At 44.5% G+C, this 18781-nt stretch carries 18 protein-coding genes; 7 read left to right on the plus strand and 11 right to left on the minus strand.

The features are described 5' to 3' along the window. Positions 1 to 21 precede the first annotated feature (21 nt). Positions 22 to 1227, plus strand: a complete 1206-nt coding sequence (locus OCV20_RS03670; protein ID WP_052878893.1) for a carbohydrate porin — start codon at positions 22 to 24, stop codon at positions 1225 to 1227. A gap of 91 nt (positions 1228 to 1318) precedes the next feature. Here the strand turns inward: OCV20_RS03670 and OCV20_RS03675 are convergent, their stop codons facing one another. The 3 genes from OCV20_RS03675 to metN form a co-directional block, all read right to left on the minus strand. Next, complete coding sequence (locus tag OCV20_RS03675) at positions 1319 to 2128, minus strand: MetQ/NlpA family lipoprotein (RefSeq protein ID WP_019824947.1); 810 nt, start codon at positions 2126 to 2128, stop codon at positions 1319 to 1321. A gap of 66 nt (positions 2129 to 2194) precedes the next feature. Continuing rightward, positions 2195 to 2878 (minus strand): methionine ABC transporter permease, encoded by a 684-nt coding sequence (locus OCV20_RS03680; RefSeq protein ID WP_048612236.1) that lies wholly within the window; start codon positions 2876 to 2878, stop codon positions 2195 to 2197. After that, positions 2868 to 3902 (minus strand): methionine ABC transporter ATP-binding protein MetN, encoded by a 1035-nt coding sequence (gene metN / locus OCV20_RS03685; protein WP_086774718.1) that lies wholly within the window; start codon positions 3900 to 3902, stop codon positions 2868 to 2870. The genes OCV20_RS03680 and metN overlap by 11 nt, the downstream gene beginning before the upstream one ends. 207 nt (positions 3903 to 4109) lie before the next feature. Between metN and gmhB the strand changes: the two genes are divergently transcribed. The 5 genes from gmhB (at position 4110) to treC (ending at position 9621) form a co-directional block, all read left to right on the plus strand. Further along, positions 4110 to 4694, plus strand: coding sequence for a D-glycero-beta-D-manno-heptose 1,7-bisphosphate 7-phosphatase (gene gmhB, locus OCV20_RS03690; protein WP_017060762.1), 585 nt, complete (start codon positions 4110 to 4112; stop codon positions 4692 to 4694). A gap of 112 nt (positions 4695 to 4806) precedes the next feature. Then, complete coding sequence (locus OCV20_RS03695) at positions 4807 to 5148, plus strand: MliC family protein (protein WP_048612235.1); 342 nt, start codon at positions 4807 to 4809, stop codon at positions 5146 to 5148. Positions 5149 to 5239: 91 nt separating this feature from the next. After that, on the plus strand, positions 5240 to 6184 hold the full coding sequence (gene treR, locus OCV20_RS03700; RefSeq protein ID WP_050647933.1) for a trehalose operon repressor TreR: 945 nt from the start codon (positions 5240 to 5242) through the stop codon (positions 6182 to 6184). 204 nt (positions 6185 to 6388) lie between these two features. Beyond that, positions 6389 to 7813, plus strand: a complete 1425-nt coding sequence (gene treB / locus OCV20_RS03705) for a PTS trehalose transporter subunit IIBC (protein ID WP_017063347.1) — start codon at positions 6389 to 6391, stop codon at positions 7811 to 7813. Positions 7814 to 7935: 122 nt separating this feature from the next. Continuing rightward, the gene (treC, locus tag OCV20_RS03710; RefSeq protein ID WP_086774717.1) at positions 7936 to 9621 is read left to right on the plus strand and encodes an alpha,alpha-phosphotrehalase; all 1686 of its coding nucleotides are present in this window, start codon (positions 7936 to 7938) and stop codon (positions 9619 to 9621) included. A 138-nt stretch (positions 9622 to 9759) separates the two neighbouring features. Here treC and OCV20_RS03715 read toward each other — a convergent pair whose 3' ends face one another. From OCV20_RS03715 to OCV20_RS03725, 3 genes are all read right to left on the minus strand, one after another. After that, complete coding sequence (locus OCV20_RS03715; RefSeq protein WP_086774716.1) at positions 9760 to 10668, minus strand: hypothetical protein; 909 nt, start codon at positions 10666 to 10668, stop codon at positions 9760 to 9762. 102 nt (positions 10669 to 10770) lie between these two features. After that, positions 10771 to 12336, minus strand: a complete 1566-nt coding sequence (locus OCV20_RS03720; RefSeq protein ID WP_086774715.1) for a winged helix-turn-helix domain-containing protein — start codon at positions 12334 to 12336, stop codon at positions 10771 to 10773. An 82-nt stretch (positions 12337 to 12418) separates the two neighbouring features. Next, a complete protein-coding gene (locus OCV20_RS03725; protein ID WP_017060757.1) occupies positions 12419 to 13021 on the minus strand; it encodes a YitT family protein in 603 nt (200 codons plus the stop codon). A gap of 347 nt (positions 13022 to 13368) precedes the next feature. Here OCV20_RS03725 and glyA point away from each other — a divergent pair, with 347 nt between their 5' ends. Then, positions 13369 to 14619, plus strand: a complete 1251-nt coding sequence (gene glyA, locus OCV20_RS03730; RefSeq protein ID WP_048612231.1) for a serine hydroxymethyltransferase — start codon at positions 13369 to 13371, stop codon at positions 14617 to 14619. Positions 14620 to 15002: 383 nt separating this feature from the next. On the opposite strand, the gene OCV20_RS03735 is transcribed toward glyA, so the two are convergent. The 5 genes from OCV20_RS03735 to OCV20_RS03755 form a co-directional block, all read right to left on the minus strand. Next, positions 15003 to 15329, minus strand: coding sequence for a hypothetical protein (locus tag OCV20_RS03735; protein ID WP_019819867.1), 327 nt, complete (start codon positions 15327 to 15329; stop codon positions 15003 to 15005). A gap of 232 nt (positions 15330 to 15561) precedes the next feature. Further along, a complete protein-coding gene (locus OCV20_RS03740) occupies positions 15562 to 15753 on the minus strand; it encodes a DUF4250 domain-containing protein (protein ID WP_010436438.1) in 192 nt (63 codons plus the stop codon). Between the two features lies 1 nt (position 15754). Next, on the minus strand, positions 15755 to 15958 hold the full coding sequence (locus tag OCV20_RS03745; protein ID WP_008222923.1) for a YaeP family protein: 204 nt from the start codon (positions 15956 to 15958) through the stop codon (positions 15755 to 15757). A gap of 167 nt (positions 15959 to 16125) precedes the next feature. Further along, positions 16126 to 16815 (minus strand): tellurite resistance TerB family protein, encoded by a 690-nt coding sequence (locus OCV20_RS03750; RefSeq protein ID WP_086774714.1) that lies wholly within the window; start codon positions 16813 to 16815, stop codon positions 16126 to 16128. A 190-nt stretch (positions 16816 to 17005) separates the two neighbouring features. Continuing rightward, positions 17006 to 18721, minus strand: a complete 1716-nt coding sequence (locus tag OCV20_RS03755) for a proline--tRNA ligase (RefSeq protein WP_086774713.1) — start codon at positions 18719 to 18721, stop codon at positions 17006 to 17008. Positions 18722 to 18781: the final 60 nt, after the last annotated feature.

Below are 18781 nucleotides of genomic sequence, written 5' to 3' on the forward strand. Positions count from 1 at the left end.
TAGATCTGAAAGGAATGGACGATGAAACTGTTACCTATTGCTGCTGCACTCTCTACTGCTTTACTTGCCCCTAATTTATACGCTGATGAAACCACGCCATTGGAGTTCAATGGCTACATGCGCGGCGGCGTTGGCCTGAGTAATGAAGGCGGCTCAAACAGTAAGTGGGAGGTGAGTAAAGTTGGCCGACTCGGCAACGAAAATGACCTGTATGGTGAGTTTGGCTTTAAGAAAGAGGTGTATGCTGAGGACGACGTTTCATTTTTAGTTGATTCCATGTTGTCGTACTGGCAAGGCCAAGATGAGAATGCCGCGGATAAAAGCGTGGATGTGGTGCAATTGAATGTTCAAGCGGTGGGGCTTTTTGAAGATAAGGACATTGGTATTTGGGCGGGTGAGCGTTACTACCAACGTCATGATGTACACATCGTTGATAATTACTACTGGGATGTCAGTGGTATTGGTGCCGGCGTTGAACACATCAATATGGGGCCGGGTAAATTATCGGTGGCTTTGATTCAAGACACGGTGACTGGCGATGTGTTTGATGGCAAAGAAACCACAGCCATGATTGCTGATATACGTTATGCCGGCATTCCATTGTGGAACAATGCTGATCTTGAGGTCGGTATTGATATGAACTTCGCCAATGAAAAACAAGGTCAAACGGTGGATGCGGATGACAGCGTAATGCTAACCGCGAGCTTGAATCAAAACCTATCAGGCGGTTTCAACAAAACTATTCTACAAGTCGCTAACTCCGGTTATGCCGAGCAGATGACGACTTTTGGTACGGGTAAAGGCATCGTTCGAGATGCAAACAACAACGACGCCGATGGCTTCCGTTTGATTAACTGGGGCGTGCTTGCGATTGGCGAGAATATTGAGTTTGGCCACACTGTGCGTTATGCCGCGTCAACCGGTGTGGGTGCTAATAATAGCGATGATGACTCTTTCAGTGCCGTCATTCGTCCGCTTTATAAGTGGGATAAGCGCATGCGTACCATCCTTGAAATTGGTGGTTTTGTAGAAACGATTGATAACAAAGATGGGGCAGGTGGTAAATTCACAATCGCTCAGGCTTGGGTTCCACAAGTGGGTTTCTGGTCTCGTCCTGAGTTCCGTATCTTCGCCACTTACCTGAATGATGCTGAAAACGACAATGCCTTCGGTGAAGGTAAAAACAGTGAAATGAGCGTTGGCATGCAAGTGGAAGCTTGGTGGTAAGTCGAACTTTCTGGTAAATCTTAACCAATAAAAAGGGGCTGACGTTATGTCAGCCCCTTCGGGTATCTATACAGTGCTGTTGTTTAGTTGATTACCAACCTTTAACGACGCCACCTTGGAAGATGTCAGAAGCTGCGTTGTACACTTCTTCAGTTTGGTAAGCTTTAACGAAGTTTTGTACATTCTCAGCGTTTAGGTTGTCTTCACGAGAAACGATTAGGTTTACGTAAGGAGAATCTTTGTCTTCAACGAATACGCCATCTTTTTGTGGAGTCAGGTTGATAGAGCTCGCGTAAGTTGTGTTGATGATAGATAGAGCAACATCATCAAGAGAACGTGGCAGTTGAGCTGCGTCTAGTTCAACAATCGTTAGGTTCTTAGGGTTACCCACGATGTCGCGAACTGTAGCTAGAAGACCAGCGCCTTCACGAAGTTCAAGAAGACCTTGTTGCTCAAGAAGAAGTAGAGAGCGACCTAGGTTTGTAGGGTCGTTTGGTACAGCAATACGCGCACCGTCTTGGATTTCGTCTACCGATTTCACTTCTTTAGAGTAACCTGCAATTGGGTAAACAAACGTGTTACCAGCGATAGTTAGCTTGTAGCCACGGTCAGCCACTTGCTGATCTAGGTACGGTGCGTGTTGGAATGCGTTGATGTCGATAGAACCGTCATCTAGAGCTGCGTTTGGTGTTACGTAATCTGTGAACGTTACTAGCTCAACATCTAGGCCGTATTTCTCTTTCGCTACTTTAGCTGCCACTTCAGCAACTTGAGCTTCTGCACCTGCCATTACGCCAACTTTTACTTTAGAAGTATCCACTTCTTTATCACCACAACCTGCTAGAACTAGCGCTGAAGCTGCTGCTGCGATAGTTAGTAAACCTTTAAGGCTAAATTTCATAATAATCTCCTTTTAATAAATCTATTTAATTTGGTTCAGACGACTCTAATCTTTATGCGCGAGTCTTTATCTGTGGTCAACGCGGCGAACTAATGAATCACCGATTGATTGAATAATTTGTACCAGCACAATCAACATCACTACTGTTACAGCCATGATGGTCACATCGTAGCGGTGGAATCCGTAACGAATCGCGACATCACCTAGGCCACCACCGCCCACAGTACCGGCCATTGCTGAGTAGCTCACTAAAGTCACTAGCGTAATCGTTACTGAGTTGATGATAGTCGGTAGTGCTTCTGGGAGCAGAACCTTATTGATGATTTGTGTTGGTGTTGCGCCCATTGATTGAGCCGCTTCCACTAGACCTGTTGGTACTTCAAGTAGTGCACTTTCGATCAGTCGAGCCACGAATGGGATAGCGCCAATCGTCAGTGGAACAATCGCTGCTGTTGTACCGATGAAGGTACCAATCAGCATCTTAGTCAGTGGGATAATCGCAACCATCAGTACTAAGAAAGGTACTGAACGGCCCACGTTTACAATCGCACCGAGAATTTTATTTACCTTGGTGTTCTCTAGCAGACCACCTCGTTTAGTTGTGTGTAGAATCACGCCTAATGGGATACCGACCGCGAAGCCAACAATGCCTGCGACAGCAACCATGTAAAGCGTTTCGCCTGTTGCGCCTAATAGAAGGTTACCGTTAAGGCTGATCCAGTCAGCAATCTCGTTGAAACTAAAGGACATAACCAAGCACCTCTACTTTTACATTGTTGTCGCGTAGGAATTGGATAGCAGCATTATCATCTGCTTCATTACCGAACAGTTCAGCGACCATCATGCCGAACTTCACGCCGCCGGCGTAATCAAGGTCAGAGCTTAAGATGCTGACATCGATATTGAATTTACGTGCGATTTGCGTCATCAGCGGAGCATCAACCGTTGCACCAGTAAACTCAAGACGCACCAGCGGGTAGCTGCTGTTTACGCGAGTTTCTTGCAAACGCGCTTGGTAATCTTCAGGGATTGTTAGATCCAAAGTTGAGCGAATAAACTGATGTGCTAACTCTGTCTTCGGATGAGCAAAGATGTCACCGACTGTGCCTTTCTCTACCAATTCACCGCCGCCAATGATCGCAACTTCATGACAAATGCTTTTCACTACATCCATCTCATGAGTAATAAGCAGGATAGTGATGTTCAGCTTGCGGTTGATTTCACGCAGCAGCTCAAGGATAGATTGCGTTGTCGCTGGATCCAATGCGCTGGTGGCTTCATCACATAGCAGTACTTTCGGGTCAGAGGCCAGTGCGCGAGCAATCGCTACACGCTGCTTTTGACCACCACTTAGGTTTGCCGGGTAGGTGTCACGCTTATCAGCAAGGCCAACCAGTTCAAGTAACTCGCTGACTTTCGCTTCAATGTTCGCTTTATCTTTACCAGCAAGTTCTAGAGGCAGTGCTACATTGTTAAATACAGTACGAGAAGACAGCAGGTTGAAGTGCTGGAATATCATGCCGATGTTACGGCGCGCTTCGCTAAGTTCTGATTTGCTGAGTTTTGTTAGGTCGATACCGTCAACAATCACTTCACCAGAGGTTGGAGCTTCCAACATATTTACACAACGGATCAGGGTACTTTTGCCTGCACCAGAAGAGCCGATGACTCCAAAGATTTGACCTTGAGGAATGTGGAGGTTGATATCAATTAAGGCATTGATTTCTTTAGTGCCTTGATAAAAAACCTTGTTGACTTGATTCACTTTAATCATAGAGAAACCCGTGCAGGTAGAACAGAATAATATGTCGATAGCTCGCTCGATTTACAGACGATGCTATGGTGTTCTATGATCTAAGTCAATAGATATTTTTACGTCTAGACGGCTAAACGTCGATTGTATGGTTAAGCTTGAAACAAATCGTTAACGAACGCAAAACTAAATAGATAGTGATGAAGCAAATAAAGCGTGTAATAATTAATGATTAATAGAGAGTTGATAGAGAACAAAATTTTGTCTAAACCTGCTGTTTTTTTAGATCGTGATGGTGTGATTAACGTTGATCACGGCTACGTACATGATGAGCATGACTTTGAATACATCGATGGTGTGTTTGAAGCGGCGAAAGCGTTTAAAGATATGGGTTATTTATTGGTGCTAGTGACCAACCAATCTGGTATTGCTCGCGGCATGTTTAGTGAAGACCGTTTTCTTTCTCTGACGCAGTGGATGGATTGGAACTTTGTCGATAACGGCGTTGAGCTTGATGGCATCTATTACTGCCCGCACCACGCGGAACACGGTATTGGAGACTACAAGCAAGATTGTGAATGTCGTAAACCAAAGCCAGGCATGTTCATTTCTGCTCGTGACTTTCTGAAGATTGATATGGCTAACTCGGTCATGATCGGCGATAAAGCGGAAGACATGATGGCTGCAGAAGCGGCAGGTGTTGGTACTAAAGTCTTGGTAAGAACCGGTAAACCAATCACTGAAAAAGGTGAAGCGTTGGCTAGCGTGGTACTTGATAGCATTAAAGACGTACCTGCTTTCTTAAAAGGCTAAACGTTTTATTTATCACCAAGGTATGGATCTATCATTAGGCACTTATATTCGGTTTTTTCGAACCTGTGAATACGCTAAGTGTCGTTGACTATATAAAGATGAGGAACGAATTATGAAAGCTATGTTGGTAGCATCTCTATGTACGGTAGCATTGGTTGGGTGCTCTAAATCAGCAGCCCCTGAGACTGATAGCGCAACATCGGATGATCAATTCGTGACTTATCAATGTGAGTCTGACGTTTCGTTTGATGTGTCTTACCTTGATAATGAAAAAGCGGTATTACGCTTGCCTGATAATGAATACCGCCTGACTCAAGTTCCAGCGGGCTCAGGAACCAAATACATCTTAGATGATGGCACATCAGAGATGATTAACAGCATCACTTTGCGCACCAAAGGTGACAATGCACGTCTAGAACTTGGTCGCGTAGTCTATCGAAATTGCCAAAAGTAAGTCATAGTAAGAACTGCTAGGATTTACAAACAGTTAAGTGAGGGAATCTACCCTCACTTTTTCTTCTCTCCCCTTTAACGTTAGACTTTTTATGAGCAAAAAACTCACTATTCTTGATATTGCAAAGCTATCCGGTGTTGGTAAGTCAACCGTATCACGCGTTCTGACCAATGATCCAAAAGTGAAACCTGAAACCCGTGAAAGGGTGGAAAGAGTAATTCAAGAATCTGGGTACACGCCTTCAAAGTCTGCGCAATCGATGCGCGGTGGCAGCCAAAAAGTCATCGGCGTGATCATCTCTCGTTTGGACTCTCCCTCAGAAAACAAAGCCGTTAGCACTATGCTGGCTGAGTTGTATCGAGCGGATTACGATGTCGTGATCATGGAAAGCCAACTTGATAGAGATAAAGCCAATGAGCACCTGCAAGTTCTAAAGCGTCGTAACGTTGATGGCATTATTGTATTTGGTTTTACTGACTGCGATATACCTGCAATCGAAGCGTGGGAGCACAAAGCGGTGGTGATTGCTCTGGATACCGAGAACGTGACGTCGATTAACTATGATAACCAGCAGGTGATCAATAGTGCGTTGGCGCATTTATCGGATCAGGGGATCTCAGATGTCGGCTTTATTGGTGTTGATCCTAGCGATAAATCAACCGGTGAGCTGCGTCTTAAGGCTTATCTCGATTGGTGCGAAAGCACTGGAGTGATTGCGAACTATCGTACTGGTCAGCTTCACCATGAAAGTGCTTATCAGCTGGTGGATGAGGTTTTAACTCCCGAGACTCAAGCGATCGTTTGTGCCAGTGACACGCTGGCCCTTGGCGTTATAAAACGTCTGCAAGAGTTACAGCGTGAAGATGTGGTCGTCACGGGCGTTGGTGGCAATGATCTTCTCTCTTTCTTGTTCCCGCGAGTATTTAGCATTGATCCTGGTTACCAATCTGCAGGTAAGTTGGCTGCTAACCTATTGATCTCTCAGCTTTTAGGTAATTCAGAGATCTCTCATCACACCCAATCTCCTATTCTATAATCCACTCAATTAAGCGAAATTGAACTGCTTAGATTAAAATTAGAGTGTGATCTCTTTCAATTAATGGGACTGTTCCCATTTTAATTTATCATTCATGCGGGCATTATAATAACCGAGATTGGGAATGTTCCCATAAGTCTAAATCTGAGCGGTTATAGCTGCATGGTTTAGATGAGTAATTGAATGAAACCAGGGTGGGGTAGTATGAGTAAGATAGCGAAGCAAGACGTTGCGCGTCTTATCGAGTTAGTCGGTGGTAAAGAAAACATTGCGAGTGTCAGCCACTGTCTGACTCGACTGCGTTTTGTATTGAACGATACAGAGCAGGCCAACAAAGCTGAACTCGAAAAACTGAAGCTAGTAAAAGGCTGTTTTACTAACGCAGGCCAATTCCAAGTTGTGATTGGCACTGAAGTTGATGAAGTGTACGCACTTCTGATTGAACAGACAGGTAAAGAGGCATCATCAAAAGATGAGGCGAAGCTGGCTGCTCGTCAAAACATGAACTTCCTTGAACGTGGTATCTCCCATTTAGCCGAAATTTTCGTACCACTGCTGCCTGCCATCATTACTGGTGGTTTGATTCTTGGTTTCCGTAATGTGATTGGCGACATTCGCATGTTCGACGGCAAAACCCTCGTTGAAATCAGTCAATTCTGGGCAACCGTTCACTCTTTCTTATGGTTGATCGGCGAAGCTATTTTCTTCTTCCTACCGGTTGGGGTGTGTTGGGCAACGGTTAAGAAACTCGGCGGAACCCCTATTTTGGGTATCACGCTCGGTGTGACCTTAGTTTCACCACAACTGATGAACGCATACATGATAGGTAAATCGGTACCTGAGGTATGGGATTTTGGACTGTTCGTGATTGAGAAGGTCGGTTACCAGGCTCAGGTGATCCCTGCAATGTTAGCGGGTGTGGCTTTGGCGTTCATTGAAACCAATCTTAAGCGCATCGTCCCAGCTTACTTGTACCTAGTGGTTGTGCCATTTGTATCGATTATTTTGTCTGTGATTCTAGCGCACGCTTTCATTGGCCCATTCGGTCGTATGTTAGGCGATGGTGTGGCATTTGCAGCTAAAGCGGCAATGACAGGTGACTTTGCGATTCTTGGTTCAGTGGTATTTGGCTTCCTTTATGCACCTTTGGTTATCACGGGTATTCACCACACAACCAACGCCGTGGATCTGCAACTGATGCAAGACTTAGGCGGCACACCAATCTGGCCTTTGATTGCACTATCAAACATTGCACAAGCATCGGCAGTAGTCGGCATCATTATCTTGAGTAAGCGTGAAGGTGAACGAGACATCTCGGTTCCTGCGGCAATCTCAGCCTACTTAGGTGTAACAGAGCCTGCGATGTACGGTATTAACCTTAAATACAAATTCCCAATGCTCAGCGCAATGATTGGTAGTGCTGTTGCAGCCGCAATCTGTGGTAGCGCGGGTGTGATGGCGAATGGTATCGGTGTCGGCGGCTTGCCGGGCATCCTATCGATTCAACCGCAATATTGGTCGATTTACCTAGTCGCGATGCTGGTGGCGATAGTATTGCCTATCACGCTAACCCTGTTCTTTTACAAGCGAGCCCAATCCAAGGGTGAGTTAGAAACCGCGAACGCGTAATGCATTTAATAAGCGATGACTCCAAAGTGAGCCATCGCTTTTTCTTTTAGTTATAACGGCTATTCGACCATGATTCACATGGTGATTTTTATTTTATATTTTCTGGTAAGTGAGTGTTAGAGATGGCGATGACTGAACATGATGAAAGCTGGTGGAAAACCGCAACCATCTATCAAATCTACCCAAAGAGCTTCTGCGACAGTGGCAGTAAAGGTACTGGCGACATCAAAGGGATCATTTCGAAACTGGATTACCTCAAACATTTGAGTGTCGATGCGATTTGGCTAACCCCGGTTTACGCATCTCCTATGATCGATAATGGTTACGATATCTCAGACTACTACGCGATTAATCCTCAATTCGGCACTATGGAAGACTTCGACTTATTGCTGTCTGAAGCGCACCAACGTGGTATCCGTATCGTGATGGATATCGTGGTAAACCATACCTCGACAGAGCATGCATGGTTTCAATCTGCTTTGGGCGACAAAAACAGCCCGTACCGCGATTACTATATCTGGAAAGATCCCGTAGATGGCCAAGCACCAACTAACTGGCAGTCTAAGTTCGGTGGTAATGCGTGGGAACTAGATGAGGCGACTGGGCAATACTTTCTACACTTATTCGCCAAAGAACAGGCTGACCTCAACTGGGAGAACCCGGTTGTACGTGAAGAAGTGAAAGACGTTATCAGCTTTTGGGCAGAGAAGGGCGTTGATGGTTTCCGCTTAGATGTGATCAACCTGATTTCGAAGCAGCAAGACTTCCCTAATGATGATATCGGTGATGGTCGTCGTTTCTATACCGATGGTCCACGTGTGCACGAATACCTGAAAGAGGTCAGCGAAGCAGTATTTCAGAAGTACGGTAGCGTGACCGTAGGCGAGATGTCTTCAACCACGTTGGAGCATTGTCAGCAATATTCAAACGTTGATAACAGCGAGCTATCGATGGTGTTTAACTTCCACCACCTTAAGGTCGATTACACCAATGGTGAGAAGTGGACTAATGCTCCGTTTGACTTCTTACAGCTCAAATCGATCTTCAATCACTGGCAAACGGGATTGAACGGAAAAGGTTGGGGCGCACTATTCTGGTGTAACCACGACCAACCAAGAGTCGTGAGTCGCTTAGGCGACGATCAGCAATATCGCGTTGAATCAGCCAAGATGCTTGCCGCTTCTGTTCACATGATGCAAGGCACACCTTATATCTACCAAGGTGAAGAGATTGGCATGACCAACCCTGGCTACACTGAAATTAGCCAGTATCGTGATGTTGAGAGTACCAATATGTACGACATCATGGTGAACCGTGATGGTGTAGCTCATCAAGATATGATGGCGATTTTGGCGCAGAAATCTCGTGATAATTCTCGTACGCCAATGCAATGGAACAGTGAGCCTTACGCAGGCTTTTCACAATCACAGCCATGGTTGGATGTTGCGAATAACTACACTGAGATCAACGCCGAGCAAGCACTGGAAGACAAAGACTCTGTTTTCTATTTCTATAAGAGTTTGATTGAGTTACGTAAACAAGTGCCAGTGATTACGGATGGCAGTTATCAAGACCTACTGCCTGAGCACTCATCAATTTTTGCGTATGCACGTCAGAACGAAGGGCAGACTTTGCTGTGTATTAACAACTATTATGGTGAAGAGGCAGAATGCGTTTTACCGGAACGTTTTGATATGACTAAGGCGAAGAGTTTGTTGTCTAACTATCAACAAGCGAACACTTCAGTTGCATTACATCATCAAGTGTTACGTCCTTACGAGACTCGTATTCTCTTGATTGAAGGTTAACCTTGTTTCATTTCAATAAGCCTAATTCTAATTCCCCTTAAAGGATTAGGCTTCTACAAAGGCTTTGGAGTGCTCCCCAAAGCCTTTTTTATTGTTTGCAGTTAGCTCGCGGTTAAGCTTAGTGAATCTAAGTCACGGCTAGCTAATTGAGGTTAGTACCGCTGCTGATTCTTCGATCGTAGATTGCTCTACAGACATCAATTCAATCTGTTCAATCAAACCGATGCTAGGGTTGAACCAACGCTCTGATGATGTGCCAAATTCTGTCGAATCCATACCTTCACAGTTAATGTAGTAGGTGTTTTTCTCTGTTAGGTTCGCAGCTTCGATTGATTTATCAGAGATCTTGAAACTCTTACGTACGCCTGTTTCTTTAACCTGTTGTTGCCATGTGACTAGGCATGAGGCATTAGTTGGCAGGCTTGATACCCACGAGCTATCTTCAAAATCATTCAGCAAGTTAGCGACTGCTTCGCCATCTAACGTCACTTGCAATGAAACGGTTTCCTCACTGATATCAATGATTGGGTTACTCTCTTTTACGTCAGTTCCTTTCAAACGGAAAAGAGGGCTGCTGTACATAACTGCTGTGATGTATTGGCTACCAATAAAGTAGGCATTGGTGATTTCATGTAGACCGCGGTCAGGGCCTGCAAAATAAATGCTGCCGTCTTCTTGTGTACCTTCAATATTCGTCATGATGTCTTCAGATACATAAAATTCGGTGATGCCGTAATTGATCAGATCATTGATAACTTGAACGACCGCTTCATTGCCGGCCTCTTCTTGTAACCCTACAATAATGAGTTCACCGCTTAAAGGAGTGAAGTTCATTGTCATCACGCCTTCAGTCTCACCATCTTTGGTAAACGAGTAGCCCAATGTTGTTTCTGGTTTAGGGGAAAATGCAGAGCTCGCAATCGGGTAATCAACCTGACTGCTTGGACCTTTATTACCATCTGTAGAACCAGAAGAAGAGCCGCCTCCGCCGCCACAACCATAGAGAGCAAAGAGAGAGGTCGCTAGTAGCGTCATTGTTTTTTTCATGTTGAACATTCCTAAAGTTGGAAGCCCTTGGTGGGCCCGATGTTTTTAGGAATGCTATTGTTTGAGGAGTAAATAGGGCAAAAAACGAAGTCACATAAGATCTTAATTTATATTTAAGTTGTTTATTTTAAAGGGTTTTTCTTTACCCTTTGAGAACTGTTGCCCGACAGCGGTGCAGTAGTTAAGCATTAACTTTTCCCACTGCTTTATGATTAAAGGCTCTTTAACGCTTAGCTTTAAGCTCTTCCAAGGTTGTAGGCAGGTCGATTTGGATTCAGGTTTAGATAGTCGAGCGAATAGATCTTCGGATGGAACCACTCTCAATAACGCAACCAGAGACTCCATGTAGTTAAGGCGGAACTTCTCCATGTTGCCTTGCTTATAAGCAATGTGAGAAACCATCATATAAACCAACGCATTTTCGATCGTAGAGTTTCCTGAGGTATTGGTCAGAAGTTCTTTTGCGGTTTGCAGGTCTCTCAGTTTGAAATGAATGATACCAACCCAAAGTTTGAGTTCGTCCGGTAGTAACTTAAATCGAGTTTGAACAAGATTGGTGAACGCAATGAGCTTCTTTTGATCCGTTTCAAATAGAGCAAGTTGTCGTGCAATCAGAGTAGACGTCATGGTGTTGAGCTTGATGCCATCAAACGTGATGGTTTTTCCACTCAGCAATTCACTGACTTCGGTATTGTCGACGGACCATTCTGGCGACAATGGTGCGGGCAGAGCAAAGTAGTTAGCCAACTCTCGGTTGATCTCCATAACGCTGCTGCTGATGTTATTAACATCAATAGAGTAAACCCCACCAAACGCCAACTTCCCTGAGTTTGGGTAAATCAGGCTTATTTTAGCGACAAGGCGTTTATCTACTTCTTGATCCTTCAGCTGAATGTTAAGCAGGTAATCACTGGTACGCATGTTCTTTGCGCCCGGAAAGAAGGGAGAGCTATCTATAGGGTCAAGGAAGTAGCTTGGCGCATCTTGGTTAGCAAGATCGGTGTAGGCGTACTCAATCTGCTGTTGAAGTATTAATGCTTTTACGACTTTTCGGTATTTTCTGGAATTATCGCCAATGGCATCCACTCGATTCAGGAGAAGTTCGACCTTAGGAATCAATCGTTGATCGCGTTCGACTTCAGAAGCACGAGTCGAAGATTGCCAAAGCATGTAGCCCAATACCGCTGTGCTGATCAGCAAAACCAAAGACACCACAACAAGCCAAGGATTAACTAGATTGGAGCTAAATCCTTTTTGACTGGTTGGAGATTCTATGGCGGTATCATCCGCTTCGGTATCAGGGGAAGCCGCAGCAAAGCTAACCGAACTTGGGTTAAGGAAGTAACCCTTGCGTGGGTAAGTCACCAGTATTTTGGTCGCGTCGCTATTTGGTAGGTGTTTTTGAAGTACTGAACGTAAGGTACTGATTCGGTTTGTCAGAACATTTTTAGAAATGAAGTTACTTTGCCATACAGATTCAATGATGTGCTCAGCAGCGAGCGGTTCACCCACGCTAGTCAGAAACAGTTCGAGTAATTCAATAGAACGAGGTTCTAAATCGATGACCTGCTCGTCGCAACTTAAGACTCGTGTGTTGGGGTTGAATTCCAAGCCTTCAATATAAATAGAGGCTTGTTGGTCTTTGGCGCTAGAGAGGTAATCTTGCATAGAAGAGGCGACGGTTTATAAAACCTAAATTCTAGCTGTTTTTGTTATTAAAAACAGCTAGTAATTCACAGGGTGATTGGTATTAAGACGCGTAATTCACTGAGTAGCGAGTTGGTTTGTGGTTCATTGCCAATACGATGTTCAATACTGCGGTGCCTAATACAGATACGGCAATGACCCAAGGTGACACAAAGAAGAACGATGCAAACAGAATACACGCATCAATACCCATTTGAGTTTTGCCTACCGAGATACCGTAGCGGTCTTGGATAAACAAGCACAGTACGTTGAAGCCACCCAGACTTGAGCGGTGACGGAATAGGATTAGCATACCTAAGCCCATTAATAAGCCGCCGGCAACAGCACAATAGATCTCGTTATGAACTTCTAGCGAGATAACTAAGTATAAATGATCGGCAAACACAGATACTAAAGCACCAGAAATCGCACTGCTAATAGCAAAGCTACGGCCAAATCGTTTCCATGCTAATAAGTAGAACGGGCAATTGGCAACAAAGTACAAAATACCAAAGGTTACAGGCAAAAATTGACTCAAAAGCAGAGCCAAGCCAGTAGTACCACCGGTAAGCAAGTTCGCTGACTGTAAAAAGAAGACGCCTAACGCCACTAAAAACGTGCCAGTGAGAATCGCTACCCAATCTTCTTTACGTGAGTGTTTTTCCATCGTTTTTATAATTACCTAACCAATAAAGGCGTGCATAGTAGAGAAAAACCTTAGCTTTCGGTAGCTTGAGGTGCAAAATTAAGGTAAACCTATGTAATCTGCGTTTTACAGGGTGTAAAGCGTAAAATTGACAGTAAGCGTCATCTTTGGTTGGATAAGCCAAATAACCATGATGAATCTTATATGTGATTATGAAAAAACTGCATGATAAAATTGCAATTAGCTCTTTATGACCTAGATCAAATTATGTAGAATGCGTCACATCAAAACGGTGACGGAAACGTTTGCTTTCGGTCGTTGTGTGGTTTTTTTGAAACTTTCAGTACAATCTGAGTCAGGAGATACAGATGCTTAAGCGTGACATGAACATTGCTGATTACGATGCGGATCTATTCGCAGCTATCCAAGAAGAAACTCTTCGTCAGGAAGAGCACATCGAACTTATCGCTTCAGAAAACTACACAAGCCCACGTGTAATGGAAGCTCAAGGTTCTCAACTTACAAACAAATACGCTGAAGGCTACCCAGGTAAGCGTTACTACGGTGGTTGTGAGTACGTAGATAAAGTTGAAACTCTAGCAATCGAACGTGCATGTGAACTGTTTGGCGCTCAATACGCAAACGTACAACCTCACTCAGGTTCTCAAGCAAACAACGCTGTATACATGGCACTACTGAATGCTGGCGATACTGTTTTAGGCATGAGCCTTGCACACGGTGGTCACCTAACTCACGGCTCTCCAGTAAACTTCTCTGGTAAGCTATACAACATCATCCCTTACGGTATCGATGAAGCAGGTCAAATCGATTACGAAGAGATGGAAGCGTTAGCTATCGAGCACAAACCTAAGATGATCATCGGTGGTTTCTCAGCTTACTCTCAAGTTTGTGATTGGAAGCGCATGCGTGAAATCGCTGACAAAGTAGGTGCTTACTTCTTCGTAGATATGGCTCACGTTGCTGGTCTAATCGCTGCAGGTGTTTACCCGAACCCAGTTCCACATGCTCACGTTGTAACAACGACAACGCACAAAACGCTTGCTGGTCCTCGTGGTGGTCTTATCCTTTCTAACGAAGGCGAAGATCTTTACAAGAAACTAAACTCAGCAGTATTCCCAGGCGGCCAAGGTGGTCCTCTAATGCACGTTATCGCTGGTAAAGCAGTAGCGTTCAAAGAAGCTCTAGAGCCAGAGTTCAAAGAATATCAAGCTCGCGTAGTTGCTAACGCAAAAGCAATGGTTGCTGAATTCCTAGCACGCGGTTACAACATCGTTTCAGGTTCTACAGAGAACCACCTGTTCCTAGTTGACCTAATCGACAAAGACATCACAGGTAAAGAAGCAGATGCAGCACTAGGTGCAGCGAACATCACTGTGAATAAGAACTCAGTACCAAACGATCCACGTAGCCCGTTCGTTACTTCAGGTATCCGTATCGGTTCTCCTTCTATTACTCGTCGCGGTTTCTCAGAAGCAGACGCGAAAGAGCTAGCAGGTTGGATCTGTGACATCCTTGATAACATGGGCGATGAGTCTGTTATCGAAGCAACGAAAGCAAAAGTATTAGAAATTTGTAAGCGTCTACCGGTTTACGCTTAATTTTTCTGCGTAGTAATTTGAACTTCGTTGTCGAGCATGCTCACTTACATCCGTAAGCTCCGCGTGCTCTCCTAGAATTTCAAACGACTACTTTGAAAAACGATGAATTTGAAGGCTCCTGTTGGGAGCCTTTTTTATTGGTCTGGTAATTCTCAGAGAATGAATGAATTTCTGTGTCGGACATACTCATTTGCTAGCGCAAAATCCGTGTGAGCTCCTTGAACTTCGCTCATCTACTTTGAAAAAGAGTTTAAAAGGTCCCTTTTGGGGCCTTTTTTGTATTTGTCGGTATGAGAGTTGAGTGATCTGAGAATACAGAAAGGCGGGTACTAAAAAGGGCTGATGCTTGCACATCAACCCTTTGTGGTTTTCTAATGTTGGTTTTACTTTCGGATGCTAAGCAGGGTGCCAGACTTACACTTGAAAGAGTAATAATGGCGGCTCTCGTTGAATTTGCCTAAGCCTTCGCCGTCACAGTAATCGATATTGATATCACGCATCACTTCTAGCGTGTCTTCGTTGTTTAAAGCGAATTTAGAGCCATCAGAGCAGACAATGCGTACTCTTTCATCATGGCTTACTGAGTAAATATCGACTTCGGTGTTACACAGCTCAAAAGAGGCTTCACGAAAATTGTCTTGCTGTGTATTTGAAGCGCAACCTGCAGTCAGTGTTGCAGCGAAAACTGCCAAAAGTCCGAGTCTTTTCATTGTTAATCCTTCGCTATCATCAGATTGGGTGATGAGTTTTATATGCTATTTCAGGTAGCCTATACAACAATACGCTTTGGTTCAAGGAGCGTTCGTTGACTCTAAGATATAAAAGTATAGATGTAGACAGATAATTTATAACTGGCTAACTACATGTTTATCCAATACGTATCACCAATAAAAAAGACCAACACTGAGGTTGGCCTTTCAAAATCAAGCGTGTTCTAAATAACTATCGAAACTGTTTGGCTTCTGGAAGGAACTCAAAACCAGCAGACGCAAGTTTAGCGATCAATGCTGCTTTGTCGATCTCGTAGAAGTTGACCACTCGATCCAAATCACCACCGAAGTCGTCACGTAGCTTCATGTTGACGATACTCATCAACATTACAGGATCCATTTTTTCAAAATTAGCGAGGTTCATATTAGTCCTCGAAATCTGAGATCAGTAGGTTTGCAGCGGCAAATGCTGCACGCTCACGCGCTTCTTTAGGAAGAGATTCATCTGCAGCAAGGTCATTCAATGTTTTTACCGCGCAGGTGATCGCTTTAGGGATATAGCCTTGGTCGCCACTGCCAATTTGAGAATACAGTTCACGCACCAAATCACAACAATCGTATACTTTCATTTTTATACCTAACCAAATGATAACTGATCTCAATATACACATAGAGATAAGCAAAAACAAAGTGGATCTGATTAAGTTCAGAGTTAGTTTGTTCTTGCTCAATATCTCATTCTGTTGATGCTCAACGTATCACTTGTTAGCTTGCCGATTAGCTGGATATTGACTGCTTAACCTGATATTTGCTGTTCAAGTTGATAAGTAACTTCATCAGCAAGGTTGAGTTGCTTGGCTAACTCTTTGAGGTAGGCCTTCTCCATGAAGTTTTGTTCATCCGCTACAATCAAAGACGCTAAATAGATCTCACTCGCTTGTTGAGGTGAGGTCGCGAGCTGAGCGATTTCGCTTGGATCGAGCGGTTTGTGCAGTTCTTCAGAGACCAATTTAGTCAGTTGATAATCGGCACCCATGTTTTCGACGGCTTGCTCAATCTTGGCCATCTCTTCTTCATCAACATGACCATCGGCTTTGGACGCTGCAATCATCGATCTGAGAATCAGCACGCTATGGTTTGAGTCGTTCTCATCAAATTGAGCTTGTTCGGCATTAGGTGCTTGGCCTTGTTTAGACTGATAGTCGTTGTAGACCTTATAAGCGAGAGCGCCAAGTGCTGCTGCGCCACCAATACCAGCGGCTTTCTTACCCATTTTCTTGGTTTTCTTAGAGCCCATTAACGCACCTAACAGTCCGCCGCCAACTGCGCCTGCACCGAAGGCTCCGAGCGTACTTTTACTGCTACTCTTGCCATTGCTGCCTTGAGAAAGGCCACTTAAACTTGAAGACCCTTGTGAAAGTTTCTGAGTGCCTTGTTTTACGAGATCTGATTTAAGTGCTTGGTTCAGTAAGCTTTTGATATCCATCGATACCTCCAATGGTGAGCATGTCCAAAAAGTTGATGACACCAATATACGGATTTGAAGATGAACAGGGGATTAACTTACGTTATTTACTCTAGGGATAAATAGAAGGGAGTTTGAAGGGAAACGACAGGCATAAAAAAGGCCACCTAATGGCAGCCTTTCAATGTTTATCTAGTCAGCAATCGGATTACTAAGCTAGTTGAGCCTTAAGGTGCTCGATAACCGTGTCCATTGCGATAGCTTCTTTATCACCAGTACGACGGTTTTTGTATTCGAAGTTACCTTCGTCCATGCTGCGATCGCCGATAACGATAGTGTGAGGGATACCCACTAGCTCGATATCTTTAAACATAACACCTGGGCGTTCTTTACGGTCATCGAATAGTACTTCGATACCCATAGCTGTTAATTCAGCGTATAGCTTCTCAGCTGCTTCTTTAACGCGCTCAGATTTGTGCATGTTCATTGGTACGATAGCAACTTGGAACGGCGCTAGTGCGTCTGGCCAAGTGATACCGAATTTATCGTGGTTTTGCTCGATAGCAGATGCAACAACACGTGAAACACCGATACCGTAACAACCCATTTCTAGGATTACGCTCTTACCATCAGGACCAAGCACGTTACAGTTCATTGCTTTAGAGTAAGTATTACCTAGTTGGAAGATGTGACCAACTTCGATACCACGCTTAAGCTGAATAGTACCTTGACCACATGGGCTAAGGTCGCCTTCAACAACGTTACGTAGGTCTTCAACTTGAGCAAGTTCAACGTCACGACCCCAGTTGATGCCGAAGTAGTGCTTACCGTCTACGTTTGCGCCAGCGCCGAAGTCACTCATTACAGCAACAGAACGGTCAACGATGAATGGTAGCTCTAGGCCAACAGGGCCTAGTGAACCAGGACCAGCGCCAACAAGTGCACGGATTTCTTCTTCAGAAGCCATCTCTAGTGGAGAAGCAACCTGTGGAAGGTTTTCTGCTTTCACTTCGTTCAGTTCGTGGTCACCACGGATGATAAGAGCAATGATATCTGCTTCTACCTCATCAGATGCTTTAACGAATAGAGTCTTAACAGTCTTCTCGATTGCTAGACCGTGTTGCTCTACCAATTCTGCGATTGTTTTTGCGTTTGGCGTATCAACCAGTTCCATCTCTTGAGTTGGCGCTGCCGCTTCAGTCGTTGGAGCTAGTGCTTCTGCTTTCTCAATGTTCGCTGCGTAATCAGATTCTGAAGAGAATGCGATTAGGTCTTCGCCGCTTTCAGCAAGAACGTGGAATTCTTGAGAGCCGCTGCCGCCGATTGCGCCAGAGTCTGCCAATACTGGACGGTACTCAAGGCCCATGCGGTCGAATGCTTTACAGTAAGCATCGTGCATCGCTTGGTAAGACTTTTCTAAGCCTTCTTTATCGATATCAAAGCTGTACGCATCCATCATAGAGAATTCACGTGCACGCATTACGCCAAAACGAGGGCGGCGCTCATCACGGAATTTAGTCTGGATTTGGTACAGGTTTAGAGGTAGCTGTTTGTAAGAGCTGATCTCGTTACGTACTAGGCTCGTTACCACTTCTTCAGCTGTTGGGCTAAGAACAAACGGGCGAGAGTGACGGTCTGTGAAACGAAGTAGCTCAGGACCCATCTTTTCAGAACGGCCAGTCTCTTCCCAAAGCTCAAACGGTTGAACTACGGGCATCAAGATTTCAACGGCACCTGCATTATCGATCTCTTGGCGAACGATATTTTCGACTTTACGCAGTACACGTAGACCAGTAGGTAGCCAAGTATATAAACCTGAAGCTAGCTTACGGATCATACCTGCACGTAGCATCAGCTGGTGGCTGATAACTTCTGCGTCGTTTGGAGTCTCTTTCAGAGTAGAAAGAAGGTAGTTACTGGTACGCATTCTATGGTATCCGTTTCATCATTGATAAAAGAAAACTTGCTGTCGTTCGTGACCACAGCA

The sequence above is a fragment of the Vibrio coralliirubri genome, assembly GCF_024347375.1.
GTDB lineage: Bacteria > Pseudomonadota > Gammaproteobacteria > Enterobacterales > Vibrionaceae > Vibrio > Vibrio coralliirubri.